At 69.9% G+C, this 19,683-nt stretch carries 15 protein-coding genes and 1 pseudogene; 10 read left to right on the top strand and 6 right to left on the bottom strand.

Translation table 11 applies throughout. The features are described 5' to 3' along the window. Positions 1-99 precede the first annotated feature (99 nt). From FVE89_RS13495 to FVE89_RS13485, 3 genes are all read left to right on the top strand, one after another. Complete coding sequence (locus FVE89_RS13495; protein WP_160534463.1) at positions 100-291, top strand: hypothetical protein; 192 nt, start codon at positions 100-102, stop codon at positions 289-291. A 250-nt stretch (positions 292-541) separates the two neighbouring features. After that, on the top strand, positions 542-1,951 hold the full coding sequence (locus FVE89_RS13490; protein WP_160534462.1) for a malonyl-CoA decarboxylase: 1,410 nt from the start codon (positions 542-544) through the stop codon (positions 1,949-1,951). A 274-nt stretch (positions 1,952-2,225) separates the two neighbouring features. Continuing rightward, the gene (locus FVE89_RS13485; RefSeq protein ID WP_160534461.1) at positions 2,226-3,749 is read left to right on the top strand and encodes a malonyl-CoA synthase; all 1,524 of its coding nucleotides are present in this window, start codon (positions 2,226-2,228) and stop codon (positions 3,747-3,749) included. A gap of 85 nt (positions 3,750-3,834) precedes the next feature. Here FVE89_RS13485 and FVE89_RS13480 read toward each other — a convergent pair whose 3' ends face one another. Together FVE89_RS13480 and FVE89_RS31135 are read right to left on the bottom strand one after the other, a co-directional pair. Next, positions 3,835-4,161 carry a DNA-binding transcriptional regulator gene (locus FVE89_RS13480; protein WP_160534460.1) on the bottom strand — a complete coding sequence of 109 codons (327 nt, stop codon included), beginning with the start codon at positions 4,159-4,161 and terminating at the stop codon, positions 3,835-3,837. Then, positions 4,130-4,525, bottom strand: a pseudogene (locus tag FVE89_RS31135) (type II toxin-antitoxin system RelE/ParE family toxin). Before FVE89_RS31135 ends, FVE89_RS13480 begins: the two are co-directional and overlap by 32 nt. Positions 4,526-4,851: 326 nt before the next feature. Between FVE89_RS31135 and FVE89_RS13465 the strand changes: the two are divergent. Then, positions 4,852-5,106 (top strand): BrnA antitoxin family protein, encoded by a 255-nt coding sequence (locus FVE89_RS13465; protein ID WP_160534458.1) that lies wholly within the window; start codon positions 4,852-4,854, stop codon positions 5,104-5,106. 113 nt (positions 5,107-5,219) lie between these two features. On the opposite strand, the gene FVE89_RS13460 is transcribed toward FVE89_RS13465, so the two are convergent. From FVE89_RS13460 to FVE89_RS13445, 4 genes are all read right to left on the bottom strand, one after another. Further along, positions 5,220-6,050, bottom strand: coding sequence for a hypothetical protein (locus FVE89_RS13460; RefSeq protein WP_160534457.1), 831 nt, complete (start codon positions 6,048-6,050; stop codon positions 5,220-5,222). Between the two features lie 103 nt (positions 6,051-6,153). Continuing rightward, on the bottom strand, positions 6,154-6,525 hold the full coding sequence (locus FVE89_RS13455; protein ID WP_202130796.1) for a DUF3618 domain-containing protein: 372 nt from the start codon (positions 6,523-6,525) through the stop codon (positions 6,154-6,156). 5 nt (positions 6,526-6,530) lie between these two features. Beyond that, a complete protein-coding gene (locus tag FVE89_RS13450) occupies positions 6,531-6,953 on the bottom strand; it encodes a phage holin family protein (protein WP_160534455.1) in 423 nt (140 codons plus the stop codon). A gap of 4 nt (positions 6,954-6,957) precedes the next feature. Then, positions 6,958-7,506: a hypothetical protein gene (locus tag FVE89_RS13445; RefSeq protein WP_160534454.1), complete on the bottom strand. Its 549-nt coding sequence runs from the start codon at positions 7,504-7,506 to the stop codon at positions 6,958-6,960. 506 nt (positions 7,507-8,012) lie between these two features. Here FVE89_RS13445 and FVE89_RS13440 point away from each other — a divergent pair. The 6 genes from FVE89_RS13440 (at position 8,013) to FVE89_RS13415 (ending at position 19,524) form a co-directional block, all read left to right on the top strand. Further along, positions 8,013-9,437, top strand: coding sequence for a trehalose-6-phosphate synthase (locus FVE89_RS13440; RefSeq protein WP_160534453.1), 1,425 nt, complete (start codon positions 8,013-8,015; stop codon positions 9,435-9,437). 123 nt (positions 9,438-9,560) lie between these two features. Then, the gene (gene glgX, locus FVE89_RS13435; RefSeq protein WP_160534452.1) at positions 9,561-11,681 is read left to right on the top strand and encodes a glycogen debranching protein GlgX; all 2,121 of its coding nucleotides are present in this window, start codon (positions 9,561-9,563) and stop codon (positions 11,679-11,681) included. An 80-nt stretch (positions 11,682-11,761) separates the two neighbouring features. Then, complete coding sequence (locus FVE89_RS13430; RefSeq protein WP_202130795.1) at positions 11,762-12,067, top strand: hypothetical protein; 306 nt, start codon at positions 11,762-11,764, stop codon at positions 12,065-12,067. A 12-nt stretch (positions 12,068-12,079) separates the two neighbouring features. Further along, positions 12,080-12,640, top strand: a complete 561-nt coding sequence (locus tag FVE89_RS13425; RefSeq protein ID WP_160534451.1) for a type II toxin-antitoxin system VapC family toxin — start codon at positions 12,080-12,082, stop codon at positions 12,638-12,640. Between the two features lie 159 nt (positions 12,641-12,799). Further along, positions 12,800-14,605, top strand: a complete 1,806-nt coding sequence (gene treZ / locus FVE89_RS13420; RefSeq protein WP_160534450.1) for a malto-oligosyltrehalose trehalohydrolase — start codon at positions 12,800-12,802, stop codon at positions 14,603-14,605. A gap of 11 nt (positions 14,606-14,616) precedes the next feature. Beyond that, positions 14,617-19,524, top strand: coding sequence for a malto-oligosyltrehalose synthase (locus FVE89_RS13415; RefSeq protein WP_160534475.1), 4,908 nt, complete (start codon positions 14,617-14,619; stop codon positions 19,522-19,524). The last annotated feature ends 159 nt before the right edge of the window (positions 19,525-19,683 follow it).

Below are 19,683 nucleotides of genomic sequence, written 5' to 3'. Positions count from 1 at the left end.
CGGGCCTCGGGCCCGACAGGCTCCAGAATCGGATACGAGCGAGAGGGCGGTTTCGTTCCGTGCAGACGCACCCGGAACCGCCGGAACAGGGAGTACGGAATGCCGAACTACCGCGTCGACTTCGCCAAGGAGATCCTCGGGGTGCCGTTCACGGTCGGCTCCGTCGAGATCATGCGGGCCCGCGATCCCGAGCGCGCCCGCCGCGCCGCCGAGCTCCGCTTCGCCCGCCAGCACGGCGTCGGCGACTGGCGGGAGCGGGCCGACCTCGCCACCGTGGCCGAGCGCGTCTGATCCCGCGGATTCCGGTTCGTCACACCCCCTTCGCACCGCTTTTGCAAGCACGCCTTCGCAATCCGCAACCGGCCAAGCTCTGGTCGCGGCGGCCGCGCCGCCGTAAGATGTCGGGCGGGATCGGGCTGCTGATCCGGCTTCCCCGGCGGGGCTCGGCGGCATCGGATCCGGTTGCGCATCCGTCCGGACGGCGAGCCGGCATCGCGGGGCGCGCTTCAAGTCCGGATCGACAGGGGTTGGTGCGAAGGTCATGGCGGCGATCTCCTTCTTCGGCGACCTGCTTCAGACCATCAGCGAGCGCGGCCGCGACCTGATCGGCATCGGCCGCGGCGACATCGCGTCCCGGGCCAATGCGGGCGATCTCGTCAAGCTGTGCGAGGATCTGATCTCCCGGCGCGGCGAGGCCTCCGGCGTGGCTTTGGCTCGCCTGATCCTCGACCGCTACGCGAGCTTCGGGCAGGCGGAGCGCCACGCCTTCCTGCGGGCCATCGCGCTCGACTTCGACGCGGACCATGCCGCGGTCGACGAGGCGATCGCCGCCTACCGGGCCGACCCGTCGCGGGCGCGGCTCGGGACCCTGCACGAGGCGGCCGAGCCGCGCAGCCAGGAACTGATCCGCCGCCTCAACCTCGCCCGGGGCGGCACGCTCAGCCTCGTGCGGATGCGCGAGGACCTGTTCGATCTGCGCCGGGACCTGCGCGCTGGCGAGACGCCGGACCCCGCCCTGCTGGACGCGGCCGACAGCCTGGATTCCGATTTCGAGCACCTGTTCGCCTCGTGGTTCAACCGCGGCTTCCTGGTGCTGCGCCACATCGACTGGACCACGCCGGCCCATATCCTGGAAAAGATCATCCGCTACGAGGCGGTGCACGCCATCGCCGACTGGGATGATCTGCGCGCCCGGATCGAGCCGCCGGACCGGCGCTGCTTCGCGTTCTTCCACCCGGCTTTGGCCGACGAGCCGCTGATCTTCGTGGAGGTGGCGCTCACCGGAGAGATCGCTCCGGCCATCGCGCCGATCCTGTCGCGGGAGCGCAAGCCGCTGCAGCCGCAGGCGGCGACCACCGCGATCTTCTATTCGATCTCGAACTGCCAGAAGGGGCTTGCCGGGGTCACCTTCGGCAACTTCCTGATCAAGCAGGTGGTCGAGGACCTGACCCGCGAGGTTCCGACCCTCAAGACCTTCGTGACGCTCTCGCCGGTGCCGGGCTTCGCCGCGTGGCTCACCCGGGAACGCCGGGCCGACAGCCCGCAGGGGCTGCTCCCTGAGGATGTCGAGACCCTGCGGGCGCTGGACGATCCCGACTGGCACACCGACAAGGCGAAGGCCGAGGCGGTGCGCAAGGCGCTGATCCCAGCGGCGGCCGCCTATTTCCTGCGCGCGAAGAACGCGCGCGGGCGCCCCCTCGACCCGGTGGCCCGGTTCCACCTCGGCAACGGCGCGCGGCTCGACCGGATCAACTTCCTCGGCGACACCTCGAAGAAGGGCCTGTCCCAGGCCCACGGCCTGATGGTGAACTACCTCTACGACCTCGCCGCGATCGAGCGGAACCACGAGACCTACGCCAATCTCGGCACGGTGGTGGCGTCGCCTGCGGTGAGCCGGGAGCTGCGCGCCAAGCTGCCGCCGCCGCGCGCCGTGGTGCTGGCCGAGGCATAGGATCACGGGTTTCCAAAGGGCTTGCCCTTTGGTGGGGTGTCGGGGTGAAATCCCGGCAAACAGGTCTCCGGCCCCTTCCGGGGCTGGAGACCTGTTTTGCAGGGCTCTGCCCTGCACCCGCCAAAGGACTCGTCCTTTGGAAACCCGAATCGTCTTCCGCATGCGCGTGCCCGACGGCCTCGGGCCGTTCGCCGCCTGAAAGGGCTCGCCGGGAGGCCCCTGAGGCGGCTATGGGTGCGGGAGACACGAAGGCCCGCCACAGCCCAAACGCCCGATGACCAACCATCTCTTCTCCCTGATCCGGGACGGCGTCCCCGATCCCGCCAAGACCGTGATCGAGACGCCGGAGGGCCGCCGCTACGCGTACGCGGACCTGATCGCCCGCGCCGGCGCCTACGCGGCGGCCCTGCGGGCCGCAGGCGTCGAGCCCGGCGACCGGGTGGCCGTGCAGGTCGAGAAGAGCCCGGAGGTCATTTTTCTCTACCTCGGCGTGGTCCGGGCCGGCGGCGTGTTCCTGCCGCTCAACACCGCCTACACCCCGGCCGAGATCGGCTACTTCCTGGGCGACGCGGAACCCAGCGTGTTCGTCTGCGACCCGGGCCGGCGCGCGGCGCTGGCCGAGGCGGCCTCCGGTGTCCGCACGATCTGGACGCTGGACGCCGCGGGCGGCGGCAGCGCCGCCGAGGCCGCGGACCGGCAGGACGGCGATGTCGCCGACATGCCCCGGGGGCCGGAGGATCTCGCCGCGATCCTCTACACCTCGGGCACGACCGGGCGCTCCAAGGGCGCCATGCTGACCCACGACAACCTCGCCTCGAACGCCCGGACGCTGGTCGACTACTGGCGCTTCACCGCCGACGACGTGCTGATCCACGCCCTGCCGGTATTCCACACCCACGGGCTGTTCGTGGCGACCAACACGGTGCTGGCGAGCGGCGGCTCCATGCTGTTCCTGCCCCGGCTCGACCCGAAGCTGATCCTGAGCCTGATGCCCCGGGCCACCGTGCTGATGGGCGTGCCGACCTTCTACACCCGCCTGCTCAAGGAGCCGGGCCTGACGCCGGAGGCGGCCAGGGGCATGCGGCTGTTCGTGTCGGGCTCGGCGCCGTTGCTCGCCGAGACGCATCGCGAGTGGCAGGCCCGCACCGGCCACGCCATCCTCGAACGCTACGGCATGACCGAGACCAACATGAGCACCTCGAACCCCTATGACGGCGACCGGGTCGCCGGCACGGTCGGGTTCCCGCTGCCGGGCGTGTCCCTGCGGGTGGTCGATCCGGAGGGCGGGCGCGTGCTCGGCCCGGATTCGGTCGGGATGATCGAGGTGAAGGGTCCGAACGTGTTCCAGGGCTACTGGCGCATGCCGGAGAAGACGGCGGCCGAATTCCGGGCCGACGGCTTCTTCATCACGGGCGATCTCGGCAAGGTCGATGCGCGGGGCTACGTCCACATCGTCGGGCGCGGCAAGGACCTGATCATCTCGGGCGGCTTCAACGTCTACCCGAAGGAGGTCGAGACCGAGATCGACGCGCTGCCGGGCGTGGTCGAATCCGCGGTGATCGGTCTGGCACACCCGGATTTCGGCGAGGCGGTGACGGCGGTTGTGGTGGGCGGCCCCGGCTGCCCCGACGAGGCCGGCGTGCAGGCCGCCCTGGAGGGCCGGCTCGCCCGGTTCAAATGCCCCAAGCGCGTCCTGTTCGTGGACGAGCTGCCGCGCAACACCATGGGCAAGGTCCAGAAGAACCTGCTGCGGGAGGCGCATGCGGGGTTGTACCGGGAGGCGGATGCGGGGCGCTGACCGCGGGACGCCGGATTATCTGCTCGCTCGGCGAAGGTCAGGGCGTTCATCCCGAACGCCGATCCTCATCCTCCGGGATGAGGCTTCAGATGATCGCGTCGATGCCCTTGTGGGCGGCGAGCGACAGGAGCTTGAGCGAAGGACCGCTCGGCTTTTTCTCTCCCCGCTCCCACTGGCTGACCAGCGATGTGGTCACGTTCAAGGTTAGGGCGAAGATGGCTTGGCTCATCTTCGCCGTTTCCCGGATGCGCTTGATCGCCTCCGGCGCCAACGGCTCCACGGGCGTCAGGCAAGCGACGTCGAACCGACGCAGAGTCGCCTTGTCGATCGCCCCGACCGCATGGGAATCCTCAGCGGCCAGATGAAGCGACCGAAGGGCATCACTTCGGTACGTCTTCTTTGGGCTGTTCATCCTCGATTCGCCTCCATCCGAGCTCCATAACAAGGCGGGAGAATTGTTCATCGGTGTGCTTCGCCAATTGCTCGGCGTAGTCGTGATAGGCGGCCTGCTCCTTCTTGGAGAGGTTCGCCCGCTCGTTCTTGGCAAACATGTGCAGAAATACGGCGACCGCGCCGCGCCTGTAAAAGATGATGGTGCGGAACCCACCTCAGCGACCCCGCCCCTGGCGCGCGATGCGTTGCTTGATCAAATGGCCTCCGAGGGGCCCGTCGATCTGGTTGCGCTCGGCGCGGGCTACGGCCTCCCGTAAATCATCGTCAGAGACATCCTGCTTCCCGACAAGCTTCGAGAACGCGGCCGTGGCGTAGATCTTCATCGTCTCCCCCTGCCGGGACGGAAGCCCGCCACAAGGTCTGTTCATGAGGCGATGTCCTCATGTGCGCGCTCTACGGCCGGGTGCTGGACCGCTATTGACAGGAGTGGCCACGTTTCGACAGGTCCAATCTGAACCCGGTGCGGGATTGCGTGGCCCTCAGCACCAGCCAGTCTCTTCACCCAGTCTGCGGCAGAAGATCTATCGCACAGAGTGCTACAATTCAAGCTGGATAAGGCGGCCTTAGGCGCTCCCTCATAGGAAGAACGCCGCTATCAGGAGGCAAGCTTGCCGTATGAGGAAAGCCGATGCCCGGGAGCCGAAGCGATATGCCCCCCTCATCCGCTGACAAGATCGGGGCGACCGACCTCGATAAGGTCGATGCTCGCGCGATCACCGCGGAGGAATACGAAGAGATTCCGGAACTGACCGACGCGATGATGGTGCGCGCCGTGCCCGGCGATGGTCTGGAACTGCTGAAACGTTGTCGCGGGCAGCTGCGGGTCGACCAACCCAAACGTCAGATCACGCTGCGCCTCGATGCCGACGTGATCGACACCATGCGTGCCCGTGGGCTTGGCTGACAGGTCCGGGCCAATCAAGCCTTGAGAAAGCGGTTCCAGCGACAGGACGTTCCAGCGACAGGACTTGGGGTGACCGGCGGCTGGCTTCAGCCACCGGTTCTTCGACACCGCGATCAGAGATTGTGCTCTTTCCGCTCCCCCGCCGGCGGCGTGTGGCCGTCGGGATCGACCACCTTGCGGGCGGCGGCGTTGAGATTGTCCGGATCCAGGGCGGTCTGGACGAATTCGCGTCCGATATTGGTCACCTCGCGGGCGTAGCGCAGGCCCTGGTCGCGCATCTCGTCGGCCCAGGGGCCGATGTTCCGGTCCTCCTGCCGGGTGCGCGGCAGCAGGGCGCCGAGCAGCAGGCCGGCGGCGACGCCCACCACGCCGACGAGGAGCGGGTTGTCGTCCACGAAGCGCTCGACCGCGGTGCGGCCGCGATGCAGCCCGTCGATGCCCTGATTCGTGAGGTCGTCGAGCGCCCGCAGGTTGCGCCGGTGAAGCCCCTCCGCGCGCTCCCGCACGTCGTCATAGGCCGCGGAGGCGCGATTGCGGGCCTGATCGGCCGCGCCGCCGAGACGGCTGTTGATGTCGTCGGCGAAGCTCGAAACGGTCTGGCTCGCCTGACCGGCGAGGTCGGCGGCGCGGTCGCCCGCTGCCCGCACGCCCTCCTTCACGGTGGAGGCCGGATCCGACGACCGCGAAGCGCCGCCGGAGGTCCCGCCGGACGAGAGCGGCGTGCCGCCCTGCGGCAGCGGATCGTGCAGGCCGCGCGCGTCGGGCCGCAGGGTGAAGTCGCCCGCCGCCGTGCCGGGCGCGCCCGGGTCGCCGTGGCCGGCCGGATCCGGGCGCAGGCCGGTTCCGCCGGCCCCGTGCGGCATGCCGGCCTCGGCGGCGATCTGCTCGGGGGTGCGGGAGGGGGTGCGAGGGGGGGTAGCTTGGGTGCCCGGCTTGTCGGTCATGGCGGTGTCCTCGGATGTCCGTCTCGGCTGCGCAGCCTCTTCGGGCGGCGCCGTTCCCTCCGGCCTGCCGGCCGGTCCTGTCGTTCGTGTCCGGCGCCGGTCCTCAGATCTCGGTCTTGTCGAGAGGATCGCGCGCTGGGCGCACCGTCGGCAGATCGGGATCGTAGCCGCGCGCCGCGCCGGTGTTCAGCGTGGGCACGCGTTCGGCCGCGACCTCCGTGCGGCGGCGCTGGGCGTCCTTCGCCATCCGGTTGAACAGCAGGCCGACGCCGGCCGCGATCAGCAGCACCGGCACGGGGTTGCGGCGCACCGCCTCCAGGGCCGAATCGTAGGTGGTGTTCAGGGCCGGCACCCGCCGGGCATTGCCCAGCATCTCGTCCACGAGGTTGGGCACCGAGAGCCGCCCCTGGATGCGGTCGATCGTGTCGTCGAGCCGGGCGCGGCTCTCCTCGATCTCCTTCTCGAGGTCGTTCATCGAACTCATCCGGACACGCGCTCCGACAGGGCCTGGGCATCCTGGCGGACCTGGCGCGTGGTGCGCTTCGGGGCCAGGGTGGAGAGGGAGAGGACGCTGCGCGCCCAGAGGGCCATGCCGAGGGCGAGCACCAGCAGCACGCCGCCGACGATCAGGGCCGAGAGCCACTCGGAGCCCACGACCGTGGCGAGCCATTTCACGAAGGCGCCGATCAGCACCAGCAGGGCGACCACGGCGAACACCGCCGAGCCGACCATGCAGGCGAGCCCGACCACGAGCTGGCGGATATTGCCCGCCATCTCGGCGCGGAACAGCGCGATCTCCTTGCGGGCGAGCTCGTTCGTCTCGCGGAGCGCGTCGCCGATCAGGCTCTGGATGCTCGAAGCACCGGTGGCGCCGCTCTGGCGCGGATCAGTCCCCTGGGCCATGGCGTCAGGCCCGGAAGCCGTCGCGGGCGTCGCCGTCCGGCGCCTCCGGCGGCAGGCTCGACGATTTGATGAACCGTGCGGCGATCAGGCCGGCCACGAAGGTCCCGACCGCCACCGCCACCGGCGCCCGGCGGGCGAGGGATTCGGCCTCGCTGTAGAAATCGCCGAGGCTGCGGCGCTCGATCGAGGTGCCGAGCTGCTCCAGCCCATCGGCGGCGCTGTCGAAGAAGGCGCGCACGTTCGGCTTGTCGCCGAGATCGCGACCCGAGTTGCGGATGGTCTGGGCCAGATCGTGGACCGACTGCGCCGCGTCGCTCTTGCGCTGCTCGACATAGCTCTGCGCCTGGAGCCGGGCCGCGTCGAGGAGCCCGCGCCCGCGCTCCGCCGCCACGTCGGCCAGACCCTCGACATCGCCCTGCAGGGCCCGCCACTGGGCACGCTCGTCCGCCGCCGAATGGCGCGCGCCTTGATGGGACGTACCCTGCGGGGCCTCGTGCACAGCCCCGTGGAGCGGCTCCCCAGGGGTGTCCTTCGGTAACTCGTTGCCGGCCATCTCGAAAACACTCCTCGTGCCGCGGGGTCGGCACCGCGCGCGGCGACCGCGGCCCCCGCGATGGCTGAGTAACCGACTCAGCTGTGACCGGTTCCGGTGCCGCGTGTTTCGATGCCCCGTGTTTCAGGCCCCATCACGCTGCGCCGATCCCGGCCTCGCCGCGACTCGGCGCACCGCTCAGTCTACGTTCAGACAAGGTCTGTCAGAACCGTCACGCTTCGACAACGGCCATCGAACTCCGCCGACTCGTCCGCGTGCGATCGGCGAAGCGCGGTGCCGGAACGGAGCAGCCGCCCTGTCCCGGAACGGCACGGGCTCGACTTGACCCGCGCCCGGCTTCACGCTTGGGTCGTCTTGAAACTCGGTCCGCCCCAGCCGGGGTCGCGCCAAAGACCAACAAAGGATCGCGCAGGGTTCCCGCGCGTTCTGAGATATAGTTGATGTCCCGATGCAGGCGCGGCGAGATCCTCGACCCGACCCGCGCCCCTGATCCGGAGCCGACCCGCGTGGCACGCCTTGTGATCGTATCGAACCGCGTCGCCGTCCCGGAGGAGGGCGGCAAGGCGGTCGCGGCGGGCGGCCTGGCGGTCGCCGTGAAGGAGGCCTTCACCGCCTACGAGGGGCTGTGGTTCGGCTGGAGCGGCACCATCACCGAGGAGCCCTCCGAGGAGCCGACCCTGATCGACCGGGGCCGCGTTCAATACGCGGTGGTCGATCTCTCGCCCCAGGACCACCTGGAATATTATGCCGGCTTCGCGAATCGCGCCCTGTGGCCGATCATGCATTACCGGCTGGGGCTCGGCGCCTTCTCGCGCTCCGATTACGCCGGCTACAGCCGCGTGAACCGGACCTTCGCCCGCGCGCTCGCCAAGCTGGTCGAGCCCGACGACATCATCTGGGTGCACGATTACCACCTGCTGCCGCTCGCGGCCGAGCTGCGCGGCCTCGGGCTCGACAACCCGATCGGCTATTTCCACCACATCCCGTGGCCCGCCGCCGACGTGTTCAACTCGCTGCCGGCGAGCGGCGAATTGCTGCGCGCCATCGTCGATTACGACCTGATCGGCCTGCAGACCGAGGCGGATGTCCAGAACCTGCAGCGCAACCTCGTCGATACCCAGCGGGCGATTCCGCTCGGCGGCGGCTCGCTGATGGTCGACGGCCGCCGCACCCGGATCCGCGCCTTCCCGATCGGCATCGACGTCGCGGGCTTCAAGGAGGCGGCCGAGAGGGCCAGCACCAACAAGGTGGTGCGCGAGACCATCGCGGGCCTGCGCACCCGCAAGCTGCTGATCGGGGTCGACCGGCTCGATTATTCCAAGGGCGTGCCCGAGCGGATGGAGGCGGTGGAGAGCTTCTTCGCCTCCAACCCCGACCAGCGCGGCAACGTCACCTACATCCAGATCACGCCGAAATCCCGCAGCGAGGTGCCGGAATACGAGCAGCTCGCCCGCGACGTGAACGAGAAGGTCGGCGAGATCAACGGCTCCCTCGGCGACCCGGCCTGGACGCCGATCCAGTACATCACCAAGGCTTATCCGCGCCCCGTGCTCGCCGGCCTCTACCGGGCGGCGCGGGTCGGCCTCGTGACGCCGATGCGCGACGGCATGAACCTCGTCGCCAAGGAATACGTGGTCGCGCAAGCCGAAGACGATCCGGGCGTCCTGGTCCTGTCGAAATTCGCCGGCGCCGCCCGCCAGCTGCCCGAGGCCCTGCTGATCAACCCCTACGACCGGTTCGAGGTCGCGGAGGCGATCCGCGCGGCGCTCTACATGCCGAAGGCCGAGCGGCTGGCGCGCTGGAAGCCGATGGTCGAGCGCATGACCCGCGAGGATGTCGACTGGTGGGCGCGCAACTTCCTGGCGGAACTCGAGAATTTCCGAACGATCGAGCGCGAGCCGCCGACCACGACCGCCGCCGCGGCCGAATAGCGTCATGGTTTCAGAAGGTCGAGACCTTTTGCGGGTGCAGGGCGGAGCCCTGCTGTCGGGCCGCGCCCGAATGTCGGGCTGCGCCCTGACGACCCACCAAAGGGCACGGCCCTTTGGAAACCCATGATCGTCGTCGATGACGGGGTGCCGGCGCCGCTCGGCGCGCATTTCGATGGGCGCGGGGTCAACTTCGCCCTGTTCTCCGAACACGCCACCGCGGTCGATATCTGCCTGTTCGAGCCCGGCGAGCGGCACGAGACCCGCACGGTGCGGCTGCCCTGCCGGACCGACGACGTCTGGCACGGCTACCTGCGCGGGGTGCTGCCGGGCCAGCTCTACGGCTACCGGGTCCACGGGCCGTGGGATCCGGCGAACGGCCACCGGTTCAACCCGTCGAAGCTGGTGCTCGACCCCTACACGCGGGAGATCCGCGGCAAGATCCGCTGGCACGACGCGCTCTACGGGCACCGGCGGGGCGGGCGCGAGGACCGGATCGACCGGCGCGACAGCGCGGTCTACATGCCGCGCTGCGTGGTCACCGCCCCGGAGGTCCCCAATCTCGCCCTCAATCCGGTGCGCCGGCCGCTCGCCGACACGGTGGTGTACGAGGCGCATGTCAAGGCGCTGACCCGCACCCATCCGGCGATCCCCGAACCCGAGCGCGGCACCTATGCGGCGCTCGCCCATCCGGCGATCATCGAGCACTTGGTCAAGCTCGGCGTGACGGCGCTCGAACTCCTGCCGATCCAGGGCTTCGTGGACGACCGCTTCCTGGTGGACAAGGGGCTCGTCAACTTCTGGGGCTATCAGCCCCTGAGCTATTTCGCCCCCGATCCGCGCTACCTGGGGGAGGGCGGCCTCGGCAGCCTGAAGGCGGCGATCCGGGAGCTCAACGCCGCCGGGATCGAGACCTGGCTCGACGTGGTCTACAACCACACCGCGGAGGGCGACCATACCGGCCCGACCCTGTCGTTCCGCGGCATCGACAATGCCAGCTACTACAAGCTCGACCCGGCCGACCCGCGCCGCACCATCGACTGCACCGGCTGCGGCAATACCTTCGACGTGAGCCACCCGCGGGTGATGCAGCTCGTGCTGGATTCCCTGCGCCACTGGGTGACCGCCTACGGGATTGCGGGCTTCCGCTTCGACCTCGCCTCGAGCCTCGGGCGGTCGCCGCTCGCCTTCACCCCGCAGGCGGCCTTCTTCCAGGCGGTGGCGCAGGATCCCGTGCTCGCCCGGGTCAAGATGGTGGCCGAGCCCTGGGACATCGGGGAGGGGGGCTATCAGCTCGGCGGCTATCCGCGCGGCTGGAGCGAGTGGAACGACACGTTCCGCGACGCCACGCGCGGGTTCTGGAAGGGCGATTCCGGAACGCTGGCCAAGGTCACGCAGGGGCTGACCGGCTCCAGGGAGGTGTTCGCGCCCTCCCGGCGCTCGCCGCTCGCCAGCGTCAACTTCATCGCGAGCCACGACGGCTTCACGCTGGCCGACACGGTGTCGTACGAGGAGAAGCACAACGCGGCCAACGGCGAGGACAACCGCGACGGCCACGGCCACAACGTCAGCCGGAACTACGGCGTCGAGGGCGACACCGACGATCCGGCCATCCTGGCGGTGCGCGCCCGCCAGAAGCGCAACATGCTGGCCACGGTGATGCTGGCCCAGGGCGTGCCGATGCTGCTGATGGGCGACGAGCGCTCGCGCAGCCAGGGCGGCAACAACAACGCCTATGCCCAGGACAACCCGACGAGCTGGATGGACTGGAGCACCGATCCGGATCCCGCGCTCTCAGGCTTCGTGTCCAACCTGCTGGCCCTGCGCCGGACCCAACCGGCCCTGCGGCGGCGGCGCTTCTTCACCGGCACCCTGATCGATCCGGACCAGCCCCTGCGCGACGTCCACTGGCTGGCGCCCGAGGGTACCGAGATGGGCGACAGCCACTGGTCGGATGACGGGCTCCAGGTGTTCGGGATGCAGATCGGCAATGATGGCGGCCCGGGGAACCGTCTGCTGATGCTGTTCAATGCCGGGACGGAAGCCTGCGCGTTCCACCTCGCCCCGGTGATCGGCGGCCCGTGGCGGCCGGTTCTCGATACGGGCGAGCCCGAGGGGACGCCGCCGCCGGATGCCGCGACCTACGAAGCCGGTGCCGCGGTGCCGCTGCCGGGGCGGACGGTTCTGGTGCTCACCGGCTCCGGAAGGGAAGCCGGGGGCCGGGCGGGGTGGGCGCCAGTGAGGTAGAGACACGCGTTTGCACACGGGATCGGGGCGCAGTACGTTGCCTGGAAACCTGTTTTGTTGAACATCGCTCGAGGATTGCCATGGCGGATGATCGCCCGCGCTCGACAGGAGCTAAGGACGTGGAGACCTCCACTCCCGTAGCGGCCTCTGTTGCGGCCGTAATGGCCCGGGCGCAGGAAAGCGGACTGACCAAGAGCAAAGGCAGCCGGATTTCCGGCCGCGTCGATTCCGAGCTGATCGAGCGCGCCAAGGCTCGGACAGGCTTGCGCTCCGACACGGCGCTGATCGAATTCGCGCTTGCGAACGTGGCGATTGACGATGGATTCGCAGAAACCTTCCGCGCACTGAGAGGATCGGTGGATCCGGAACTCGACCTGGACTTCTAGCAATCCTGGCAGATGTCCTTCACGTTCAAGGCCGCGGAGCGCCTGCGCCGGCGGGGAGCGAAAACGACGCTTCAGCGGCGGCCGGATACCGAGTTGCCATTTCTCGGCACACAACCGCGCGCAGGTGGCCCGCTGCTTCTGGATACCTGCGTTTATATCGACCAGATGCAGGGCCGGGCTCCTCCTCTGATCGAGGATCTCCTTGCCCTTCGGATCGTGAACCACAGCACGATCGCCATTCAGGAACTGATGCACGCTGTCGGTGCCGTCGATCCCGACGATGCGCGCAGCGGCCGCGTCATCGCGGCGATCGGCACGGCTATCGACGGGATGCCTTCACATCGTGTCTTTACGCCCGATGCCGACGTCCTGGGGCAGGCGGCCCTCTACGCCGGGATGCTCTGCCGCCTCCAGGGCTATGCGCGGGACGACCGAATGGGCGCGCTCCACGATTGCGTCCTGTTCCTACAGGCGTTGAAGCTCGGCTTCTATGTCCTGACCCGCAACGTGCGCGAGTTCGATCTTCTGCTCCAGCTGCGCCAGGAAGGCCGGGTCCTGTTCTATCGAACGTGATCGCGGCTCCGATCGGCCCAGCGTCCCCCGATTGCCACACACCCACTCCGCCATAGCTGCGCTGCGGGAACCGGATCGACCCCGGGGCCTTCTCCCACGACGGATGATCTGCCGCGCTTGCGCCCCGGTGCGCGCGGCCAACGACAGGACGGTGGCCCGATGCGGCGCGCCCACAGCATGGAATTCGGGGCCGAGATGGTCGGGGGCGGCGTCCGCTTCGCCCTCTGGGCGCCCACCGCCCAGAGCGTCGAACTCGTCGTCGACGGCGTCGACCACCCCCTACCCGAATCCGGCGGCGGCTGGCGGCGCACGGCCCTGCCCGGCGTGAAGCCCGGCGCCCGCTACGGCTTCCGCATCGACGGCGAGCTCGTCGTCCCCGATCCCGCCTCGCGCTTCCAGCCCGACGACGTCTCGGGCCTCAGCGAGGTGATCGATCCGCGCAGCTTCGAGTGGTCGGACGAGGCCTGGACCGGGCGGCCGTTCGAGGAGGCGGTGATCTACGAGTGCCATGTCGGTACCGCGACGCCGGAGGGCACCTATGCCGGCCTTGAGGCCCGGCTGCCCGACCTCAAGGCGCTCGGCGTCACCGCGATCGAGCTGCTGCCGCTCGCCGACTTCAAGGGCTCGCGCAACTGGGGCTACGACGGCGTGCTGCCCTACGCGCCCGACGGCGCCTATGGCCGCCCGGACGACCTCAAGCGCCTGATCGACACCGCCCACGGCCTCGGCCTGATGGTCTATCTCGACGCGGTCTACAACCATTTCGGCCCGGCCGGAAATTACCTCCACGCCTACGCCAAGACTTTCTTCACCGAGCGCCACCAGACCCCCTGGGGGGCCGGCATCAATTTCGACGGCAAGGAGAGCGGCGCCACGGTGCGCCAGTACTTCATCCAGAACGCCCTGTACTGGCTGGAGGAGTACCGGTTCGACGGCCTGCGCTTCGACGCCGTCCACGCGATCCTCGATGATTCGCCCCGGCACTTCCTGGCCGAGCTCGGTGAGACGATCCGCAAGACGTTCCCGGACCGCCAGATCCACCTGATGCTGGAGAACGAGGCCAACCAGGCCCGCTGGCTGGAGCGCGACACCGCCGGGCGTCCGAAGATGCATGACGCCCAGTGGGCCGACGACCTGCACCATTGCTGGCACGTCCTGCTGACGGGCGAGGATGCCGGCTACTATAAAAGCTTTGCCGACAAACCGGTCGAACGCCTCGCCCGCTGCCTCGCGGAAGGGTTCGCGTATCAGGGCGAGCCCTTCGCCACGCTCGACAATCATCCCCGCGGCGAGCCCTCCGGGCACCTGCCGCCCTCGGCCTTCGTGACCTTCCTCCAGAACCACGATCAGGTCGGCAACCGCGCGCTCGGCGAACGGCTCAACCACCTGGCCGATCCGAAGAAGCTCGATCTCGCCCGGGCCGGCTTCCTGCTGGCGCCGCAGATCCCGATGCTCTGGATGGGCGAGGAATGGTCGGCCTCGGCGCCGTTCCTGTTCTTCGTCGACTTCGCGCCGGACGAGGAGCTGAACAAGGCGGTGCGCGACGGCCGCCGCCGGGAGTTCAAGAGCTTTGCCGCGTTTGCGGACGACACCTCGAAGATCCCCGATCCGACCGAGCGCGAGACCTTCGAGGCCTCCAAGCTCGACTGGTCCGAGCGGGAGCGCGCGCCCCACCGCGCGGTGCTGGCCGAGACGACGCGGCTCCTCGGCCTGCGCCGCGACGTGGTCGTACCCCTGGCGAAGTCCGGCTACGACGGCGCCGCCGCCGCCCTGCCGCGCGCGGACGTGGTCGACTGCACCTGGCGCTTTGCCGCCGGCACCCTGCGCTTCGTCGCCAATGTCGGGACCGAGCCCTTCGCGGTGGATCCGGGCGGCGCCAAACTGGTCTGGACCAACGCCCCGGACGGGACCGGCCATGACCTGCCTGCCTGGACCGGCGTGTTCCTGACGGAGTCCCGCTCGTGAGCGCCTTGAACGTGAGGACCTTGGAACAACTTGCCGACCTCGTCGGCGTCGCCGGCGGCTACACCGACGCCTTCGGCAAGCCCGTCGAGACGTCCCTGGAGGTCCGCCGGGGTCTGCTGGCGGCCCTGGGCTTCGCGGTGGACGACGACGATGCGGTCGCCGAAAGCCTCGCCGCGGTGGAGCGCCTGCGCCGCGGCCTGATCCCGCCGCTCCTGCCCGTGGAGGCCCGCCGGGCGGCGCGCGTTCCGGTGCGTCTGCAGGACGGCGCGCCCCACACCCTGGTCTGGCGCCTCGTGGACGAGCGCGGCACCGCCCGTGAGGGACGGGCCAATCCGCAGGGGGCCGATCCCGGCTTCGAGCTGCCGCCGCTGACCCCGGGCTATCACCGCCTCACCGTCCAGGCCGGCCAGAGCCGCACCGAATCCTGGGTGATCGCCGCGCCGCAGCGCTGCTGGCGCCCGCGCCCCTACACGGAGGAGGGCGCCTCCGATTGGGGGCTCGCCGCCCAGCTCTACGGTCTGCGCTCGGCCACCAATATCGGCATCGGCACCTACGCGGATGCCGGCGAGGCCGCCCGCGAAGCTGCCTTACGCGGAGCGGCATTCTTAGGCTTGAGCCCGGTCCACGCCCTGTTCGGCTCCGACCGGACCAAGATCTCTCCCTACTCGCCCTCCTCCCGCCTGTTCCTGGAGACCCTGTTCATCGCCCCGCGCAGCCTGCCGGGCCTCGCCGGCTCCCGGGCCGAGGCGCTGCTCGCCGAGCGCGCGGACGCGATCACGGCCCTGCGGGAAGCCGCCCTCGTCGACCATCAGGGCGTGCACGACGTGCTCGATCCGGTGCTCCGCGCCCTCTGGGCGGAGTCGCCGGCGCGCGCCGGCACCGATGCCGGCTTCGAGCGCTTCCGCCAGGAGGGCGGGGAGGATCTGGAATCCCACGCGATCTTCGAGGCCCTGTCGGAGCATTTCCGGGGGCAGGGGGCGCATTGGCTGGGCGACTGGCCGGAGGAATACCGCCGGGCCGGCACGGACGCCGTGAAGGCCTTCGCGGCGGAGAACGCGGAGCGCGTCGGCTACCACGCGTGGCTGCAATACCTCGCCGATCAGCAACTTGAGGAAGCCTCCGCGGTGGCGCTCGGCGCCGGCATGCGGGTCGGGCTCTACCGGGACCTCGCGGTCGGCGCCGACCGGGGCGGGTCCGAGATCTGGTCCCATCCCGAGCGCTTCGCCGACAAGGTCTCGATCGGCGCGCCGCCCGACCTGCTGGCGCCCAAGGGCCAGAACTGGGGCCTGCCGGCCTTCGACCCGCTCGCGATGGAGCGCGACGGCCTCGCGGCCTTCCGCGCCCTGGTCCAGGCCAACATGCGCCATGCGGGCGCGATCCGGATCGACCACGCCTTCCAGCTCGCCCGGCTCTACCTGATCCCGCTCGGGCAGGGCGCCCAGGCCGGCGCCTACGTGGCGATGCCGTTCGAGCCGATGCTGGCGGTGCTGCGGCTGGAGAGCCACCGCAACAAGTGCCTCGTCATCGCGGAAGACCTCGGCACGGCCCCCGAGGGGTTTTCCGACGCGCTGATGCGGGCGGGCGTGTTGAGCTACCGGATCCTCGCCTTCGAGCGCGAGGCCGACGGCCGGTTCAAGCCGCCCTCGGCCTATCCGCGCGACGCGCTCACCGCCATCACCACCCACGACCTGCCGACCTTCGTCGGCTGGTGGCGCGGGGTCGACACCGACACCCGCCAGTCGCTCGGCCTCTACGATCAGGAGCGCGCCGAGGCCGAGCGGGCCGAGCGTGTGGTGGAACGCCGCCGGCTCACCGAGGCTCTGGCGGCCGAGCAGCTTCTCCCCTCCGCCGAGCCGCCGGATTCGGCGCCCTTCGAGGCCGCCGCCCGCTACCTTGCCCGGGCGCCCGCGATGCTCACGGCCGTCCAGTACGAGGACGTGGTCTCGGAACTCGCCCAGGCCAACGTGCCGGGCTCGACCGAGGGCTATCCGAACTGGCGGCGCAAGCTCGACCGCGACCTCGCCGACATCGCCGCCCCGGGGGGGCCGCTGGCGAAGCTCGCGGCCGCCCTGTCGGCGGAGGCCCGGGGTCCCCGCTCCGGCGCGGCGCGGCTGGCCTCGCCGCCGCCCCGCTCGACCTACCGGCTGCAGTTCCACAAGGACTTCACCTTCAAGGATGCCGGCCGGATCGTCCCGTATCTCAAGAAACTCGGGATCAGCCACGTCTACGCCTCGCCGCTCCAGAAGGCGCGGCCGGGCTCGACCCACGGCTACGACATCGTCGACCACGGCGCGATCAACCCGGAGCTCGGCGGCGAGGAGGGCTTCATCCAGCTCTCCGAGACGCTCCACGCCCATGGGATGAAGCTCCTGCTCGACATCGTGCCGAACCACATGGGCGTCGGCGGGTCCGACAATCCGTGGTGGCTCTCCGTCTTGGAGTGGGGCTCCCTGTCTCCGTTCGCCGACGCCTTCGACATCGACTGGCAGCGGCTCGGGGCCGGGCGCAACCTCGTGATCCCGTTCCTCGGCGACCGCTACGGCGAGGCCCTGGAGAAGGGCACGCTGGAATTGAAGTTCGACCCCGAGAAGGGCGCCTTCAGCGTCTGGCACTACGAGCACCAGCTGCCGATCCGCCCCTTGAGCTACCCGACCATCCTCAACCGGGTGATCGCCGCCATCGGGGCGGTGGATGACGATACCACCGCGGAACTGCTCGCCATCTCCGAGCGGCTGCGGGCGATGTCGATCGACACCGACGAGACCCGCAGAAAGACCTTCCCCGAGGAGGCCGAGGGGCTGAAGCGCCGGCTCGCCGAGATCTACGGCGTGTCGCCGCTGATCCAGGAGGCGACCGCCAGCACGCTGGCGCTGCTCAACGGCTTCAAGGGCCGCCCGGACAGCTTCGGGCCGCTGCACCGGCTCTTGGAGGCTCAGGCCTATCGGCTGGCCCATTGGCGGGTGGCCTCGAGCGACATCAACTACCGCCGCTTCTTCGACGTGAACTCCCTGGCCGGCCTGCGGGTCGAGCTGTCCGACATCTTCCACCGCTCGCACGAGACGGTGTTCCGGCACGTCCGCGAGGGCCGGATCGACGGGTTGCGCATCGACCATATCGACGGGCTCGCCGACCCGCTGGGCTATGCCCGCGCGCTGCAGGCCGCGGTCGGGCCGGGATTCTACGTGGTGGTCGAAAAGATCCTTGAGCCGGGCGAGCGGCTGCGGCCCTGGCCGGTGGCCGGAACCACCGGCTACGACGTGCTCAACCAGCTCGACGGGATCCTGGTCGACAAGTCCCGGCGCGGGAAGGTCGAGCGGCTCTACACCTGGGCCACCGGCTTCGACGGCGCTTACGGCTTCCAGCTCCGCGCCGCGAAGGCCGAGATCCTCGAGATCAGCTTCGCGAGCGAGCTCGAAGTGCTGACCTCCGATCTCAAGGAGGTCGCCGATGCCGACCGGCGCACCCGCGACTTCACCGTCAACGCGCTCCGCCGGGCGCTGATCGAGATCATCGCGCGCTTTCCCACCTACCGCAGCTACCTGCCGCCGGAGCTGGAGGAGGGCGAGGTCGAGCCCGAGGACGTGCGCCTGATCGAGGGCGCGGTCGCCAAGGCGAAGCGCTGGTCGAGCCTGCCGGACCGCTCGGTCCACGACTTCGCCGCCGAGGTCCTGCTCGGGCGGATCGAGACGGCCGGGCCGGGCCGGCCGGATCCGCGGGTGGTGCTGCGCTTCCGCCGTCGCTTCCAGCAGCTCACCGGCCCGGTCATGGCCAAGAGCCTGGAGGATACGCTGTTCTACCGTTACGCGTGCCTGCTGGGCCTCAACGAGGTCGGCGGTGATCCGGGCGAGTACGGGATCGACGCCGAGCATTTCCACGATCTCCAGATCGCCCGCGCCCGGGACTGGCCGAGCGCCATGATCACCACGGCGACCCACGACACCAAGCGCGGCGAGGATGCCCGCACCCGGCTTCTCGCCCTCTCGGAGATCCCCGAGGAATGGGCCAAGGCCTGGGACCTGTGGCAGCGGGTCGCCGGACCGCACCTCGCCCGGATCGACGGCGAGCCGGCCCCCGACGCCAATGACCAGTGGATGTTCTTCCAGGCGATCCTCGGTGCGTGGCCCCTGGAATTGCTGGAGCAGGACGAGGCCGGGGCGATCGAGGATTTCCGCGACCGGCTCATCGCCTACGGCGAGAAGGCCATGCGCGAGGGCAAGCGCCGGTCGAGCTGGGTCAATGTCGACGAGGTCTACGAGGGCGCAGTCAGAAAACTGTTCACGGCCTTGATCGCCCCGGGCTCGGATTTCCTCCGGGATCTCAGGCCCTTCGCCCGGCGGCTCGCCCATCTCGGCATGCTGGCGAGCCTCGGCCGGACGGTGCTGAAATGCACCCTGCCGGGCCTGCCCGACACCTACCAGGGCACGGAGATCTGGGACTTTTCCTTCGTCGATCCCGACAACCGCCGCCCGGTGGATTACCCGGCTTTGGAACGGATGCTGGAGCAGGGCGGCGCGCCCGCGGACCTGCTGGCGCATTGGCCGGACGGGCGGGTCAAGCAGGCGACGCTCACGCGGCTGCTGGCCGAGCGGGCCGAGCGCCCGGACTTCTACGCCAGCGCCGCCTACGAGCCCGTCGACGCGGCCGGGCCGCGGGCCGACCACGTGATCGCCTACCGGCGGACCGACCCGGGCCAGGAAGGCGGCGATCTGTTCGTGGCGGTGCCGCGGCTCGTGGCGGGCTTCGTCGGGGAGGGGATCTGGTCGGGGGAGGCCTTCGCGGGCACCCGGGTCGATCTCGGGGCGGGGACCCGCTGGCGGGATCTCGCAACGGGGCGGATCGTCGAGAGTGGCGGGGAGGGGGCCGATCTCGGCGACCTCCTGCACGATCTGCCCTATGCGGTGCTGCGGCGGGAGCCGTGAGGGAGCCGCCGCATCCGCCTCTCCCTCCCCCGCAGAGGAGGGAGGGGGAGCGCGCGGTCGGCAGGCGCCTCCGCAGCCGTGTCATGCAACTCTGCTGAGACACGGCGAACCGGATCGCGAGGCACACCGGGGCGGTTCGGGCGTTACGTCACAGGGAAC

The sequence above is a fragment of the Methylobacterium sp. 2A genome (assembly GCF_009806555.1).
In the GTDB taxonomy this organism is placed as follows: Bacteria; Pseudomonadota; Alphaproteobacteria; order Rhizobiales; family Beijerinckiaceae; genus Methylobacterium.
This window is presented reverse-complemented; position numbering and strand designations above follow the sequence as displayed.